General features: G+C 63.3%; 14 protein-coding genes, 1 tRNA gene and 4 pseudogenes. 15 read left to right on the top strand and 4 right to left on the bottom strand.

Annotated elements, in window-relative coordinates; translation table 11 throughout:
• Positions 1-7 precede the first annotated feature (7 nt).
• Entirely contained in the window at positions 8-748 is a 741-nt protein-coding gene (locus ACVWYI_RS36850) for a hypothetical protein (protein WP_247445280.1), read from the top strand.
• A 99-nt stretch (positions 749-847) separates the two neighbouring features.
• Here ACVWYI_RS36850 and ACVWYI_RS36845 read toward each other — a convergent pair whose 3' ends face one another.
• Positions 848-1,672, bottom strand: a complete 825-nt coding sequence (locus ACVWYI_RS36845; RefSeq protein WP_247445279.1) for an IclR family transcriptional regulator — start codon at positions 1,670-1,672, stop codon at positions 848-850.
• A gap of 179 nt (positions 1,673-1,851) precedes the next feature.
• Between ACVWYI_RS36845 and ACVWYI_RS36840 the strand changes: the two genes are divergently transcribed.
• The 6 genes and pseudogenes from ACVWYI_RS36840 (at position 1,852) to ACVWYI_RS36815 (ending at position 6,460) form a co-directional block, all read left to right on the top strand.
• The gene (locus ACVWYI_RS36840) at positions 1,852-2,817 is read left to right on the top strand and encodes a Bug family tripartite tricarboxylate transporter substrate binding protein (protein WP_247445277.1); all 966 of its coding nucleotides are present in this window, start codon (positions 1,852-1,854) and stop codon (positions 2,815-2,817) included.
• Positions 2,818-2,820: 3 nt separating this feature from the next.
• Complete coding sequence (locus ACVWYI_RS36835; RefSeq protein ID WP_456664423.1) at positions 2,821-3,438, top strand: flavin reductase family protein; 618 nt, start codon at positions 2,821-2,823, stop codon at positions 3,436-3,438.
• Between the two features lie 45 nt (positions 3,439-3,483).
• Positions 3,484-4,345 (top strand): annotated as a pseudogene (locus tag ACVWYI_RS36830) (fumarylacetoacetate hydrolase family protein).
• A gap of 3 nt (positions 4,346-4,348) precedes the next feature.
• Positions 4,349-5,152, top strand: coding sequence for a 2-oxo-hept-4-ene-1,7-dioate hydratase (hpaH, locus tag ACVWYI_RS36825; protein ID WP_456664422.1), 804 nt, complete (start codon positions 4,349-4,351; stop codon positions 5,150-5,152).
• A gap of 25 nt (positions 5,153-5,177) precedes the next feature.
• Positions 5,178-5,570 carry a RidA family protein gene (locus ACVWYI_RS36820; RefSeq protein WP_456664421.1) on the top strand — a complete coding sequence of 131 codons (393 nt, stop codon included), beginning with the start codon at positions 5,178-5,180 and terminating at the stop codon, positions 5,568-5,570.
• A gap of 13 nt (positions 5,571-5,583) precedes the next feature.
• A pseudogene (locus ACVWYI_RS36815) lies at positions 5,584-6,460 on the top strand (amidohydrolase family protein).
• Between the two features lie 207 nt (positions 6,461-6,667).
• Here ACVWYI_RS36815 and ACVWYI_RS36810 read toward each other — a convergent pair.
• Complete coding sequence (locus ACVWYI_RS36810) at positions 6,668-7,675, bottom strand: LLM class flavin-dependent oxidoreductase (RefSeq protein WP_456664420.1); 1,008 nt, start codon at positions 7,673-7,675, stop codon at positions 6,668-6,670.
• Positions 7,676-7,957: 282 nt separating this feature from the next.
• Between ACVWYI_RS36810 and ACVWYI_RS36805 the strand changes: the two genes are divergently transcribed.
• From ACVWYI_RS36805 to ACVWYI_RS36795, 3 genes and pseudogenes are all read left to right on the top strand, one after another.
• Complete coding sequence (locus tag ACVWYI_RS36805) at positions 7,958-8,461, top strand: peptidase associated/transthyretin-like domain-containing protein (protein WP_247351321.1); 504 nt, start codon at positions 7,958-7,960, stop codon at positions 8,459-8,461.
• A 26-nt stretch (positions 8,462-8,487) separates the two neighbouring features.
• Positions 8,488-9,093 (top strand): ferric reductase-like transmembrane domain-containing protein, encoded by a 606-nt coding sequence (locus ACVWYI_RS36800; RefSeq protein ID WP_247351319.1) that lies wholly within the window; start codon positions 8,488-8,490, stop codon positions 9,091-9,093.
• 74 nt (positions 9,094-9,167) lie between these two features.
• Positions 9,168-9,481, top strand: a pseudogene (locus ACVWYI_RS36795) (cyclic nucleotide-binding domain-containing protein); the annotation flags it as partial.
• A gap of 42 nt (positions 9,482-9,523) precedes the next feature.
• Here ACVWYI_RS36795 and ACVWYI_RS36790 read toward each other — a convergent pair.
• Complete coding sequence (locus ACVWYI_RS36790; protein WP_247351507.1) at positions 9,524-10,006, bottom strand: hypothetical protein; 483 nt, start codon at positions 10,004-10,006, stop codon at positions 9,524-9,526.
• A 524-nt stretch (positions 10,007-10,530) separates the two neighbouring features.
• Here ACVWYI_RS36790 and ACVWYI_RS36785 point away from each other — a divergent pair.
• Complete coding sequence (locus ACVWYI_RS36785) at positions 10,531-10,911, top strand: Abi-alpha family protein (protein ID WP_456664419.1); 381 nt, start codon at positions 10,531-10,533, stop codon at positions 10,909-10,911.
• A gap of 705 nt (positions 10,912-11,616) precedes the next feature.
• Here the strand turns inward: ACVWYI_RS36785 and ACVWYI_RS36780 are convergent.
• Positions 11,617-11,691 (bottom strand) — tRNA-Thr (locus ACVWYI_RS36780).
• Between the two features lie 315 nt (positions 11,692-12,006).
• Between ACVWYI_RS36780 and ACVWYI_RS36775 the strand changes: the two genes are divergently transcribed.
• The 4 genes and pseudogenes from ACVWYI_RS36775 to ACVWYI_RS36760 all read left to right on the top strand — a co-directional run bounded on the left by ACVWYI_RS36775 (position 12,007) and on the right by ACVWYI_RS36760 (position 15,310).
• A complete protein-coding gene (locus ACVWYI_RS36775) occupies positions 12,007-12,231 on the top strand; it encodes a hypothetical protein (protein WP_247351315.1) in 225 nt (74 codons plus the stop codon).
• 41 nt (positions 12,232-12,272) lie between these two features.
• A pseudogene (locus tag ACVWYI_RS36770) lies at positions 12,273-13,980 on the top strand (FAD-dependent oxidoreductase).
• Between the two features lie 275 nt (positions 13,981-14,255).
• On the top strand, positions 14,256-14,564 hold the full coding sequence (locus ACVWYI_RS36765) for an EthD family reductase (RefSeq protein WP_247351310.1): 309 nt from the start codon (positions 14,256-14,258) through the stop codon (positions 14,562-14,564).
• A gap of 236 nt (positions 14,565-14,800) precedes the next feature.
• Positions 14,801-15,310: a hypothetical protein gene (locus ACVWYI_RS36760; RefSeq protein ID WP_247351307.1), complete on the top strand. Its 510-nt coding sequence runs from the start codon at positions 14,801-14,803 to the stop codon at positions 15,308-15,310.
• Positions 15,311-15,325 lie beyond the last annotated feature (15 nt).

The raw sequence follows: 15,325 nt of genomic DNA, 5'->3' as shown, positions 1-15,325 counted from the left end.
GTGATCGATGCGACATCTCATACTATCACTGTTCATGGTCTTCGCTTGCGCCCTGCAGGCAGAAGCCGAACCAACATCCGTTCGGTGCGACGGCAAATACTATCAGCAGCAGCAACCTTACTTCGTAACCTACGACCTCAAGACAAACCATTTTGTATTTGAGCGCGCCGGTGGGAACATTGTGACGGGCGAGATCATCGCAGCAACCGACGCGCAACTCGACTTCAGCCTCAGGGCCACGGGAGGACGCATCCTTTTCTCCTTCAACCGCCAGCGCAACGTGATGACGTGGCCGGGAATGCCCGCAGAAGAACTGGGAAGACCTTTGCTGCGACACGCCTGCGCGGAAGTTACCGGCAGAACAATGCTTTCCGCATTCTGGCAGCCGGAGCAATTTGATCCGAAACGTCGCGACCCGGTCGATGCCTTTTCGCTCACCTGCCCAGGCCAATATGGTCCATATTTCGTCACTTTGGATCGCTCTACAAAAACAGTAGTTCTAGAGACCCAATCCGCGGCCGAGATCATGTCGGGCAACATCACGGGGGCTGACGATGGCTTCATTAGGTTCGGAGTCGCTGGTCGTTCTGGTCAATTTGATCTGCTGTGGGATGAGCGCAAGAAAATGCTTACCTGGATTGGCGTTCCGGATAATCCGTCGAGGCCGACAACAAGCCACGAATGCACTGTCACAGCGCCGCGATCAATTATGGTGTACTACGATGAATGGGCCCGCTGGGGAAAATGAGACGGCATCCATGGGCGGCCCCCAAAGTCGCCTATGGGTCCACAAGCCGCAGATCACGCCCGAGGTGGGAAACTTCCGGTTTGCGTTGGCAAGCCGACGTTATGAGTACACGTCCTGGGCAACACCGCCCCGGATCGCCTGCTCGATCGCGCGCGCCTCCCGCAGCAGAATCTCCGCGACCTCCTGCTCGCGGCGGGGGCCGAGCCTCGTCCGAACGGCGGAGACGGTCATCGCGGCAGCGGGGCGGCCGTCCGGCGTCTTGATCCAGGTCGAGATCGATTTCGTACCCTGCACCAGGCCGATCTCCCTCATGCCGTATCCCAGCCGCCTCGCGGCAGTGACCTCGCCCAGCACCGTCGCAACGTCGGTCCGGTAGGCCTCGAATCTCTTCTCGTTGGCTGCGACGATTTTTCGCGCGTCCTGCGCCGGCATCGCGGCGAGGATGGCGACGCCTGCGCTGGAGACGCCGAGCGGCCGGCGCGCGCCGACCTCGATCGAGAGCACCTGGATCGGATAGACGCCGATCCTGCGATCGACGCACAGCGTGTCGTTGCCGGTCCGCACCGTCAGGAACAGCGTGTCGCCGATCTCGGTCGACGCACGTTGCAGCGACGGATTGGCGGCGATCAGCAGCCGCGACGGTCGGGCCCGTGCGAGCGCGAGCTCCGGCACCTGATTGCCGATCGCGTAGCGGCCGGATTTGTCGTGCCGTTCGATGATGCCTTCCTCGATCAGCGCATGGACGATGCGATGCACGGTCGGACGGGTGAGGCCGGTCGCCCGCACCACCTCGGCCAGCGGCACGCCGTCTTCGCGGCCTGCGGCAAGAATACGCAGCACCGCGAGCGCGCGCCGGATCGCCTGCGCGCCTTGTCGCGGTTCCGTCATGCGGCGGGCGGATTTTGCGGAAGTCGTCCTGTCCATAATATGGACAAGAACGCCACAATTCACTCGACAGGTAAAGCGCGCATTCGGAGATTGCGCTCCGATCGAGATGCCATGAGCAACGTCTGGGCATTCGACGTCGAATTCGAAGACTTGGAATTGGAAGCGACTTGGAATTGCAAGCGACTTGGAATTGCAAGCGCTGCCGGGAGGTTAACATGAGATTAATCTGGATTGCCATGGCTGCAGCAGCGACGATGCTGGCGGGACCGGCGTCGGGCCAGCAATGGCCGGCGCGCAACGTCAAGCTGATCGTGCCCTATCCGGCCGGCGGCAATGTCGACAGCGCGGCGCGCATCATCGCCGACAAGCTTCAGGAAAAGCTTGGCCAGCCCTTCATCATCGAGAACAAGGCCGGCGCCGGCGGCATGATCGCGGGCGAGGCGTTTGCGAAATCGGCGCCCGACGGCTACACGCTGTTCGTCGGCGCCAACGGCCCGGTGCTGTTCGCAACCGAGATCAATAAGCGCGACGCCTACAACTGGAAGAAGGACTTCCTTCCGATCACGACGATCTCGATGACGCCGCTGGTGCTCGAGGTTCATCCCTCCGTGCAGGCGACCACATTCAAGGAATTCATCGATCTCGCCAAGCGCGAGCCCGGCAAGCTGACCATGGCCTCGCCCGGTCCCGGCACCACCAACCATCTGCTCAGCGAGCTGATGCAGTCCAGCCTCGATCTGCAATGGGTCACCGCGCACTACCGCGGCAATGCGCCTGCGGTCAACGACCTGCTCGGCGGCCAGGTGCAGTTCGCGTTCGACCAGCTCACGGTCAGCCTGCAGCACATCAAGGCCGGCCTGTTCCGGGCGCTGGCCGTCACCAGCCCGCACCGCCTGAAGTCGCTGCCTGACGTACCGACCTTCACTGAACTCGGCTACAAGGACTTTGACGGCCAGACCTTCACCGGCCTGTTCGCACCGGCAGGCACGCCGGCGCCTGTTATCGACAAGCTGCACGAGGCGCTGACCGCGATCCTGAAAGACCCGGCCGTGGTCGACAGGTTCGAGAAGCTCGGCGGAGAAGCCGTCGCGATGACGCCGGACGAGTTCAAGGCCTATCTCGAACGTGAGGACGCCAAATGGATTCCGATCGTGCGCAAGGCCAACATCAAGGCGGATTGATCGATGCGGATCGACCCCGCTGAGCTCGGCGCCGAGCGCATCTACCGGCTGATGACCGGCATCGTGGTGCCGCGTCCGATCGCCTGGGTGACGAGCCTGTCGCGCTCAGGCGTGCTCAACCTCGCACCGTTCAGCGCCTTCACCTTCGTCTCGCAGAAGCCGCCGATGCTGGCCATCAGCGTCGGCCGCAAGGGCGCGGACTACAAGGACACCGCGCACAACATCCTCGACACCGAGGAATACGTCATCCACATCGCCGATACCCCGCTGATGCAGGCGGTGCACGACAGCTCCGTCGAGCATCCGCCTGAGATCAGCGAGGTCGCGGAGCTTGGCCTGGAGACGCATCCGAGCGAGCGCATCAAGGTGCCGCGGCTTGGCGTTGCACCCGTCGCGATGGAATGCCGTTTCCGGCAATGCCTCGAATTCGGCGATGCCCGCAGCCGGCTGATCGTCGGCGAGGTCGTGATGTTCCACATTCGCGACGGCCTCGTGAACGACGGCAAGGTCGAGACGGCGGCGCTCGACCCGATCGCGCGGATCGGCGGGCCACGCTACGCCCGGCTCGGCGAGATCGTGACGCTGCGCGGCGTGTTCCAGACTTCCAAATCGACCGAGTAAGCGCGCAGCCTTGGGCCGCGCCGTCAAGACCATTGGAGAACGACAATGCGACTCGTGAGCTATCTTCTGGACGGAGAGCCGCGCTACGGTGCCGCCGTTGAAGGCGGTGTCGTCGATCTGACCAGGCGGATCGGCCGCGACTTCTCCGACGTGAGGGCGCTGATTGCGGCCAATGCGCTGGCCGACGCGCAGGAAGCCATCGCCGGACAAAAGCCGGACCACGCACTGGACGATCTCGTGCTGCTTCCGCCGGTGCTAGCGCCGGAGAAGCTGTGGTGCATCGGTGTCAATTATGCCGAGCGCAACGCCGAGTACAAGGACAGCTCGGACCTGCCCAAATATCCCAGCCTGTTCGTGCGCAGCATGTCCTCGATGACAGGCTCCGGTCAGCCGCTGGAGAAGCCTCATGTGTCCGACCAGCTCGATTACGAAGGCGAGCTCGTCATCGTGATCGGCCAGGGCGGCCGGCACATTCCGCGCGAAAAGGCCTGGGCGCACATCTTCGGCATGACGCTGTGCAACGAGGGCACGATCCGCGACTGGCTGCGCCACGGCAAGTTCAATGTCACGCAGGGCAAGAACTTCGACCGCTCCGGCAGCATCGGCCCGTGGATCGTCACCGCGGACGAACTCGACCCGCGCGGGCCCCATGACATCATCACGCGCGTCAACGGCGAGGTACGGCAGCAGGACACGACAGAACGGCTGATGTTCCCGTTCGATTTTCTGATCTCCTATCTCTCCACTTTCGCGACCCTCAAGCCCCGGCGACATGATCGTGACGGGCACGCCGACCGGGGCGGGCGCCCGCTTCGACCCGCCGCGCTGGCTTAAAGTCGGCGACGTCGTCGAGGTCGCGTCGAGCCGCATCGGCGTGCTCCGCAACACCGTCGCGGCGGAGCAGTAGACCATGCTCGATACCGCCACCATCGAACGCCTTGCCGCGCGGCTCGACGAGGCCGAGCGCACCAAGACGCTGATTCCGATGTTCTCGAAGGAGTATCCCGATTTCGCGATCGAGGATGCCTACGCCGTCCAGCGGGCCTGGACCAAACTCCAGCTCGGCCGCGGCCGCGTCATCAAGGGGCACAAGATCGGCCTGACCTCGAAGGCGATGCAGAACGCGGTCGGCATCTCCGAGCCGGATTACGGCGTGCTGTTCGCCGACATGTTCTATGCCGACGCCACGCCGATTCCGTTCGACCGCTTTCACGCGCCGCGGATCGAGGTCGAGCTCGCCTTCGTGCTCAAGGCGCCGCTACGCGGTCCCGATTGCACCATCTTCGACGTGCTCCACGCCACCGACTACGTCACCCCGGCGCTGGAGATCCTGGAGACGCGCATGCACCGCGTCGATCCCGAGACCGGCAAGACCCGGAAAGTCATGGACGCGATCTCGGACAACGCGGCGAATGCCGCGCTGGTGCTCGGCGGCCGGCCGTTCCGCCCGATGGATGCGGACATGCGCTGGATCGGCGCGCTGTTGTTCCGCAACGGCGAGGTCGAGGAGACCGGGCTTGCGGCCGGCGTGCTCAACCATCCCGCCAATGGCATCGCCTGGCTCGCCAACCGCCTCGCGCCGCATGACGAACATCTCGCCGCCGGGGAAGTGGTGCTGGCGGGATCGTTCACGCGGCCCGTGGACATCCGCCGTGGCGACACCTTCCACGCCGATTATGGCGCCTTCGGCTCGGTGTCGTGCCAGTTCGTCTGAACAAGCAATAAAGAGGAAGCGCATCATGACCGGTCACACGCGTCGCAAGAGCATCCATATCGGCGGCTTCAAACATGCCAATCCGATCCCGAACGCCTGCCGCATCGGCAATCTCGTGATGTCGGGCGTCATCCTCGGCCGCGATGCGGCAGGCGCGATGCCCGAGAGCCTGGACGCGCAGTGCGCCAATATGTTCGCGCACATGAAGGCGACGGTGGAGGCCGCCGGCGGCACCACCGACGACATCATCAAGATGACGGTGTGGCTGAAGGACCGCAACGACCGCGGCCCGGTCAATGTCGAGTGGCTCAAAATGTTTCCGGACGAGCATTCGCGTCCGGCGCGCCACGCGCTGCCGATGGACAACATGGATGGCGGCGCGCTGGTGCAGTGCGACTTCACCGCAATGATCGACTGAGGGAGTTTCGCGCATGCCGACCTATCTGCCGTTCGACCCGAACCCGCGCCGCCCGGTTAAGGCGCCGCCGCCCAAGACCGTCGACAGCCAGTTTCACGTGCTCGGTCCCGTGGATAAATATCCGGAGCGTCCCAGGCGCGGCCTATCGGATGCCGACCGCGACCTGGGAAGCGGCGCTGCGCGTCCACAAGACGCTCGGCATCGAGCGCGGCATCATCGTGCAGACTACGACGTACGGCGCCGATCATGCCGTGGTGCTCGACGGCCTCGCCGCGATGGGTCCGAACTATCGCGGCTGCGCCAACGCGCTGGTGTTCGCCGAGGCCAACGATTCCTATCTCGCCAAGCTGCATGATGCAGGCGTCCGCGGCGCGCGCTTCAGCTTCCGCCAGGAGCTTGGCGCGGTGCTGTCGGACGCCGACTTCGCTCGCGCCATCGCGCGTATCCGCGAGCTCGGCTGGTACGTCAAGATCCAGCCCGAGAAAGACGGCATCGTCTCCAGCGTCGCCAAGTACGAAAATCTCGACGTGCCCGTGCTGATCGACCATATGGCGCGGCCCGATCCCGAGGCCGGCAAGGACGATCCTAACCTGCGCAAGATGCTCGAGCTGCTCGCCAAGGGAAATTTCTGGGTGATGCTGTCGCTCGGCGAGAAGACCTCGAAGGCCGGCCCGCCCTACGGCGACGTGATCCCGATCGCGCGCGCCTACATCGAGGCTGCAGTCGACCGCTGCGTCTGGGCCAGCGACTGGCCGCATCCGGTGTCGGTGAAGCAGCCGCCCAACGACGCCGATCTGCTGGAGCTGATGTACCGCTACGCGCCCGACCAGGCGGAGCTGGAGAAGATTTTGGTGCACAATCCGGCGAAGCTGTTCGGATTTGCGGATTAGTCCGCAACCCTCATGGTGATGAGCGCGAAGCGCGTCTCGAACGATGCAGGCCTGACTGTTGCCGGCGGCCATCCTTCGAGACGCCCGCTATGCGGGCTCCTCAGGATGAGGTCTGGTTTCGCGGCGAGAATGTTAGACCCTCATGGTGAGGAGCCCGCCAAAGGCGGGCGTCTCGAACCATGGAGGCCACGCACTCAATCCTGGTGATCACGCCGCTGGCTGCCCCGCCAGCCGGTCCCGCACCTCGGCCGCGATCTCGAACGAGCGCAGCCGGGCGGCGTGATCGTAGATCTGTCCCGTCGTCATCAGCTCGTCCGCGCCGGTCTCCGCGATCAGCGCCTTCAGCTTCTCTTCGACCACGTCAGGCGAGCCGACCGCCGAGCACGATAGCGACTGAGCGACCATGGCCTTCTCGGCCGGCGACCACAGCGCGTCCATGTCTTCGACCGGCGGCGGCAGCGGGCCGGGCGTGCCGCGCCTAAGATTGATGAACTGCTGCTGCAGCGAGGTGAACATGCGCTGCGCCTCAACGTCGCTGTCGGCGGCGAACACATTGACGCCGACCATCGCATGGGGCTTGTCGAGCTGCGCCGAGGGTTCGAAGCGCGCGCGATACTCCCGCAGCGCCGGCATCATCATTTGCGGCGCAAAGTGCGAGGCGAACGCGAACGGCAGGCCGAGCATGCCTGCGAGCTGCGCGCCAAAGGTGCTCGATCCCAGGATCCAGAGCGGCACGTTAGTTCCCATGCCGGGCACGGCCCGGATGGTCTGGTTCGGCTTGATGTCGCCGAGCAGCGCCTGCAATTCCAGCACGTCATGCGGAAAATTCTCGGAGCTCGTCGCGAGGTCGCGCCGCAGCGCCTGTGCCGTGAGCTGGTCGGTGCCCGGCGCGCGCCCGAGCCCGAGATCGATCCGCCCCGGATAGAGCGAGGCCAGCGTGCCGAACTGCTCGGCAATGATCAGCGGCGAATGGTTCGGCAGCATGATGCCGCCGGAGCCGACCCGGATCGTCCTGGTCCCGCCCGCGACATGCCCGATCACCACCGACGTCGCCGCACTCGCGATCCCCGTCATGTTGTGATGCTCGGCCAGCCAGAACCGCTTGTAGCCCCAGGCTTCGGCATGCTGGGCGAGATCAAGCGAATTGCGAAAAGCCTGCGACGCATCGCCGCCCTGACGGATGGGCGCGAGGTCGAGCACGGAGAAGGGGATCATGAGTGGGGTCCGGAGTGAAGGATCTGCGCATCTGGCACGTCACATGTAGTGTCAGCGTGTATGATGGGTAGAGCACTTGCGAAACTCATCATGTTTTGTCATGGGCGTAAGGGCGATGGGTTTCGCTGCCGCTCCCCCCGTCCTACGAAGCTGTTCGAGTGGCCTGCACTCCCGTTCACAACACCGTTATTGCGGTCTGGTGCGCCGTTCGCGGTAACTGGGCGGCTCTCTCCTGTTGTTGTACTCTCGGTGGAGCCACTGCACTCGCCAGGAGGAACCGACATGACCATCGTCGTACTCAATCGCCGCAACCTCCTCGTCGCCGGCGGCACCGTCCTTGCAACCGGAGTTTTGGCAACCGGCGTTTCCGGCCTCCTGCTACCGGCCCGCGCCGAAGGCCTCGCACCGACCGATTCGATGTCGGGCGGGGCGAACAACTACCGCAAGGGCGCGGCGATCGTGGATCGGATCGGCAAGGGCGGCTTCTGGATGAGCGGCACGGTGCGCCGCGCCGGTGACGGGGCTCCGCTTGCCGGGCAGCGCATCCAGATCTGGGCGCATACGACCGAAGGGCAGGAGCACGAGCCGCAGAGCCATGGCGCAACGCTCACCGACAAGGACGGCAAGTTCCGGCTCGAGATGCCGCAGATCATTCCCATCTTCGGCCAGCCGCATGGCCACCTCGCCTATGACAGCGGTGAATTCAAGACAGTCTTCCTGCGTCCGGTGATGCGGAGCGCGAAGGAAACCAGCCTCGAAGCGCATTTCGTCCTTCAGCCGGCCTGATCGAATTGCAAACGACGCCGTGGAGATTGGCGCGGCCGCCCCTGATCTGGGTCGCCCTTGCTTTGGCCATTGGCGTGCCGATCGCGCTCGCTGCGGGGAGCGAGCAGCTCGCATGGCGCGGCCCGGTCTACATCCTCGCCGGCTTCGCGGGGATGATCGCGCTTGCTCTCGTACTCGTTCAGCCTCTGCTGATCGGCGGATATTTGCCGGGACTGTCGGCCTATCGTGGCCGGCGCGCCCATCGCTGGATCGGCGGCGCGCTTGCCCTGGCGGTGGTGATCCACGTCGCTGGCCTCTGGATCACCAGCCCGCCCGACATGATCGACGCCCTGACCTATACATCACCGACGCCGTTCTCCCCCTTCGGCGTGACCGCGATGTGGGCCATCTTCACCGTCGCGCTTCTGGCGCTACTACGCCGGCGATTGGGCCTGCGGCTGCGAACCTGGCGCATCGTCCATATTCCCCTCGCGATCGTCATCGTCGCAGCCAGCGTGGCCCATTGCCTGCTGATCGAGGGGACGATGGAGACGATCTCGAAGGCGGCGCTTTGCGCGCTCGTCCTCGCAGCGACCATCAAGGTCATCGCTGACCTCTGGAGAAAGCGGGCGTTGCGCGGCAGTAGCGCGTAGGATGGATTTCGCTTCCGCTCTACCCATCCTACCGGCTGATTGCCGCTGACGGCGAGGGGGCGTATGTTCGCGCGATGGTTGTCAGTGCCCCCGATCTGAAAGCGTTCCTGCTCGCGACGCCGTTCTTCGGTGGTCTCCCGGACCCAAGTCTCGATCTCCTGATTCGATGTTGGTCGAGTGCCGCTTCGATGCCGGCGCGACCGTCGTGGTGGAAGGCGAGCCGGGACGCTCGATGTTCATCGTCAAGGCCGGTCGGCTGGCGGTGAGCAAACGGGCGAGTTCGGGGAGCGTCATCCCGATTTCGGTTCTGGAGCCCGGCGATTTCTTCGGTGAAATGACGCTGATTGAAATGCAAAATCGCTCCGCCACGGTCGCCGCGGAAAGTCCAAGGCCTCGATGGGTTTCGCTTCCGCTCTACCCATCCTACGAGCTAATCGGCTTTTTTGGGCAAACGAGAAACGTCTACCCCCGCTTCTTTGAGGCGCATGGTTGCTGCCGACACGACCTCGGCATCAAACCGATCGGTGTGCCGCAACACAATGGCTTCTCCGGTGAGCTCCGGCATGTTTCGCTCGATTAGCATGGCAAAACCATCCGTGCTTTTGCTACCCACGGCCCAATCCCGAAGCGTCTCGATCTCCCCGACCCGCGCCACCTTCTGCCGCGTGCGCGCAAGCCGCGTCGTCTTTCCTCTCTCCTCGCTCAGGATGTGTTCGAAGGCATGGACCGTCCGCCAAAAATCATGCTCTACCGTACCTGGCGCCTCTTTCGGTAGAATTTCGATCAAACGTCGAAATGCGGCTTCCTCAATATCGGCTTGCTTTTCTTTTCGAGCATTCACGATCCAGGTACGCAGCTTATCGACGTCTTCGCTAGCGGCGATTAGGGCGAGTATCTTTGCGTGGTCCGGCATCTGAAATCCCTTTCAATCAATACAGTCGAGCGTATGTTAGCTGTTGTTTGAGCTTACCAACAAGCAAGCGTAAGATGGGTAGAGCATTTGCGAAACCCATCATGTTTCGTCATCGACTGCCCTCGACGGGTTTCGCTTCCGCTTACCCTCTTCGAGCTACGGCGGACAAGTCGCTCTACTCATCCTACGAGCTGTCAGAAAGCTGCCAAACGACTACACCCCAAATTCCCAACAACGTGAGCATCGCGTGGCCTATCTTACCAACAACGCCCGCCACCCGAATAAATGGGCCGTACTTTGAAACCCCACGCAAACGGAGAAAAGACGGGGATCTTCGTTAAATCCTATAGAGCACAAGCATTATCATAGCGCTGCCATCGCTTAGGAGAGTCCAAGGCTCGATCCCTTACCCGCCTAACACCACCCCTTTGCAGATGAGCTTTTTTCGCCTTACCCTTCGGCAGGTTCGGCAAGGCCGTAGAGCGTTATAGTCTCATTCGTTAGACCATCAGGCGAGGAACAGCATGGCCGAAGAACGCCCTGATCTCCCATACGAGAAAGCGGTTGAGGAAGCCGCCAAGACGCTTAGCAAGGCCGTCGAGGTCGTCAAATCCGCCTCGCCAGCCATCGCAGACATCTACGGCTGGATGGTCGGAGATCGCGTGAGTGAGGCCCGTAAACGGAACGCCGACGCGTTCGCCCGCAAAACAAAACGGATCATCCAAGAACGCTCCTTAGAGGAGCCGCAACCTGTCCCCGAAGATTTGGCGACGCCATTGCTTGAACAAGCGCAACGCGAGAGCCGAGATGCAATGCAGGAGCTGTATGCTGCACTTCTGGCGAATGCCATGGACCCTGCCCACGCCAATGACGTGAGAGCGCAGAAAAACCCATCACAGACTTGAACCATGTTGTTGCGCTCTTTTCGCTCCCGCAAGTTGCCGGGCAAATTCGACCCATCGGGCAACACACCCGCCTCCCCCAAAATCCCGTCAATCCCCCATCATAAAAAGATTCCACTTTACCGAAATTCGGAATTGCGGTATCAATCCCGCCATCCCGGTCCAGGGAGAGGGGCGGTCGTCCGTCGTAACGAAACGTGGATCGGGGGGCGGTGGACGCGGCAGCGTCGGGCACGGGGAGGCGGGATCAGGGCGAGATGAACCTCGTGAGGTCCTTCTGCGTGCGGACGAACGGCGCCAACGTCCTGCGAAGCCCTTCAGGGCGAAGCGGGGTGATGCTGCGTACGGCAAAATCGTGTGGTCCTGGCCGTCGTTGCTACGGTCAAGCCTTGCGGAGATGGATCGGGGCTCTACCGGGTCTTGAGGCATCGCCAATTCGCAAGGCGACGGTGACAAAAAGGAACTCGTCGCCGGGGAGAGCGCGGCATAAGCCGTCAACCCATCGCGCAGGGAAGGCCGAGTGATTGGCTACACCTGTATGCTGCTGTGCGGTTTTTCTGCGTGTGCTTTCGCGCAGCGGACCGCGGGTGCCAGCCGGCACCCGGTCTTCCCTGCGCTCTCTTCACAGAGGAGGGCTACGGAAAAAAGCAAAACTCGGGCGCTTGATGCCGCGAGAATGCTGATCTGTGCGTGATTTGACCCAGGGAATGGTGCTGCCAGACAGGATTGAACTGTCGACCTCTCCATTACCAATGGAGTGCTCTACCACTGAGCTACGGCAGCATGTGCTGGGATCGAGAATCGGCCGCCACGAGGGGCCTACCAAGCGGGCCGATATCTGCCACAAGCCCCCCGCCTGTGCAAGCTTGCAGGCCCCGCCAAAGCGATAAAATCAGGTCGATATCGGGCCCAAAATGCTTGTTTTGGCTCGAAACGGCCGCCTTTCCGCGGATTCGGTTCCGATATCCCACCCAACTGGCCAGTTGCCCGATGCGCCGGATTCGATCCATTTCGATTTTCGCACGATCGGATCGCGCGGGCCTCTTGAGCTGCCTTATTCCTCGGGCATGTTATCGCCGATCGCTGTAATGGACCCCGATGGCTGACGAGAACGACAAGAGCGAGCGGCAGGATTCGAGACAGGACCCGAGACAGGCGAGGGCGTCCCGCGACGACCGGCTGAAATCGGCGCTGCGCGAAAATTTGAAGCGGCGGAAGGTGCAGGCGCGGGAACGCGCCGCAAGTGCCGACCCCTCGCAGAACGAGGATGGTTCCCTAGATGAGGGGGCCGCCGGCAAGACCGCTGGCAAGACCGGCGGCTAGAATCCGGCGGCTGGAATTTTTTGGAGTGCATGGACGTGGCAATGGGGCAGGACGAATCGCAACGACCCGACGGTGACGCGCAGATGTCGCGGTTCACCCGCCCTGAACAGACCTTTCCGGCGCTGACATCAGCCGAAATCGAGCGTGTCAGGCATTTCGGCGAGGTCCGCCTCTATGCCGATGGGGAATTCCTGTTCGAGACCGGCAAGCCCGGGCCGGGCATGTTCGTCGTGCTGAAGGGCCACGTCGCCATCACCCAGCGCGACGGCCTTGGTCACGTCACCCCGTTGATCGACCAGGGGCCGGGGCAATTTTTGGCCGAGCTCAGCCAGCTCTCGGGGCGGCCGGCGCTGGTCGACGGCCGCGCCGAAGGCGATGTCGAGACGCTGCTGTTGCCGCCGGAGCGGCTGCGCGCGCTGCTGGTCGCAGAGGCCGAGCTCGGCGAGCGCATCATGCGCGCCCTGATCCTGCGCCGGGTCAATCTGCTTCAGGGCGGTGTCGGCGGTGTCGTGCTGATCGGTCCCTCGCATTCGTCAGGCGTGGTGCGATTGCAGGGTTTCCTCACCCGCAACGGCCAGCCGCATCATCTGCTCGATCCCGAGCGCGATCGCGACGCCGCCGACGTCATCGCGCGTTATTCGCCCAAGCCGGAAGACTGGCCGCTGGTCGTCACCCCCGATGGTGCGGTGCTGCGCAACCCCGGCGAAACCGAGCTTGCGCGCGCGATCGGCATGATCGGCGGCCCGCGCAACGACCGCATCTACGACGTCGCGATCGTCGGCTCCGGGCCGGCCGGGCTCGCTACCGCCGTGTATGCCGCGTCCGAAGGCCTCTCGGTCGCCGTGCTCGACACCCGTGCCTTTGGCGGCCAGGCCGGCGCCAGCGCGCGCATTGAAAACTATCTCGGCTTTCCGACCGGAATTTCCGGCATGGCCCTGACCGCGCGCGCCTTCAACCAGGCGCAAAAATTTTGGCGCGGAGATCATGATCCCGGTGACGGTGAAGTCGCTCGACTGCACGCGCAAGGATGGCGCGTTTTCGGTGGCGCTTGACGGCTGCGACCCGCTGCATTCGCGCGCGGTCGTTGTCGCAAGCGGCGCGCGCTATCGCCGGCCCGAGATCGAGAACCTCGACAAGTTCGAAGGCCGCGGCGTCTGGTATTGGGCGTCGCCGGTCGAGGCGAAGCTGTGCGCCGGCGAGGAAGTGGCGCTGGTCGGCGCCGGCAACTCGGCGGGGCAGGCGGCCGTGTTCCTGTCGGGGCACGCGAAGCGCGTGCTGATGATCATCCGCGGCGGCGGCCTGGGCGCCAGCATGTCGCGCTATCTCATCGAGCGCATCGAAGCGACGCCGAACATTGAATTAATGTTCAACACCGAGATCACGGCGCTTGAAGGCGACGAGGCCTCGCTGCTGCGGCGCATCCGCTGGAAGAGCCGGCTCTCGACCGACGAGGATTTTGCGGACGTCCGCAATCTGTTTTTGTTCGTCGGCGCCGATCCCGCCACCAACTGGCTCGACGGCTGCGGCGTGACGCTCGATCGCGGCGGCTTCGTCGTGACAGGCGCGCAGTCCGAGCAGAATCAGGGCCGGCTGGTGGCGCCGCTGGAAACCTCCGTGCCCGGCGTCTATGCCGTCGGCGACGTTCGCTCCGGCTCTGTCAAGCGCGTCGGCGGCGCCATCGGCGAGGGCGCGCAAGTCGTGGCCTCCCTGCACGGCTTCCTCGGTGACGCCGCAAAGCCGGCGCTTTAGAGCACGAACCGGAAAAGTGTGCAGCGGTTTTCCGAAAAGATCGTGCTCAAACAATGAGCCAAGTAGAAGACAAGCAGATGGCAAGGCGAATGTGACTTGCCATTGTGCCGTGTCATACGTGACTATCCCCTCATCCTGAGGAGCCGCGACAGCGGCGTCTCGAAGGATCGAGGCCCGGCTGCCAAAGCCGGGCCTGCATGGTTCGAGACGTGTGCTTCGCACGCTCCTCACCATGGAGAGGATCTACAAACAAAACGCTTAACGGGAGGAACTAAATGGCTGAAATCGTCGTGCTGTACAAAACGCCCACGGATCCTGCGGCCTTCGACAAGTATTATGCCGAGACCCACATTCCGCTGGCCAAGAAACTTCCAGGCCTGAAGAAGTACGCCATCAGCAAGGGGCCGGTCGGCTCCCCCGCCGGACCGTCCGGAATCCATCTGGTCGCCATTCTCACCTTCGACAGCGCGGCCGACATCCAGGCGGCATTCGGCAGCCCGGAAGGCAAGGCGACCGGCGCTGACGTGCCGAAATTCGCCAGCGGCGGCGCCGACCTGCTGATCTTCGACACCAAGGAAGTGTGAGTTCGTCTTGCATCGGCCCGCCGATGGCGGGCCGATGTTGCGACGTTCGATTCAACTTTCCTCGAAAACCTGCCGTCGTTTGTGACAGCGGTGCAAAAAAATAAAGCATGCGTTTGTCGATTCGCACGACGGTGCATGGCCGCACGCGCATATGTGACACCGGCGCAGGTGGCAATTCGATGAGGACCGTAATACTATCTTTCCGATCTCAATGCGAGACGAGTAGGAGAGATGTCATGATTCTTGGGTTGAGCTTGCCCGCCTTCACGATGGTGCATGTCATCATCAGCCTGATCGGCATCGCAGCCGGCCTCGTCGTGATGTTCGGCCTGCTCGGCTCGAAGCCGATGCCGGGCCTCACCGCGATCTTCCTGCTGTTCACGATCCTCACCAGCGCCACCGGTTTCCTGTTTCCGTTCAAGGAGCTGCTGCCGTCGCACATCATCGGCATCATTTCGCTGGTGCTGCTCGCGATCGCCTGCATCGCGCTGTACGGCATGAAGCTCGCGGGCGTCTGGCGTCCGGTCTACATCGTGACCGCGATGATCTCGCTGTATTTCAACGTCTTCGTGCTGGTGATCCAGTCGTTCCTCAAGGTGCCGGCGCTCGCCGCGCTCGCGCCCGCAGTGCCGCCGGCGCCGCCGGGAGGCCCCGTGTTCGCCGTGGTGCAGGGCATCGTGCTGGTGTTCTTCGTGGTGCTCACCGTCGGCGCCTGGCGCCGCTACAAGCCGATGGCGTTCGTCTGATCATTCAAGGAGCCT

The organism is Bradyrhizobium sp. LB13.1 (assembly GCF_054056815.1).
Note: the sequence above shows the minus strand (reverse complement) of the source record. Positions and strands in the feature narration are given on the sequence as shown.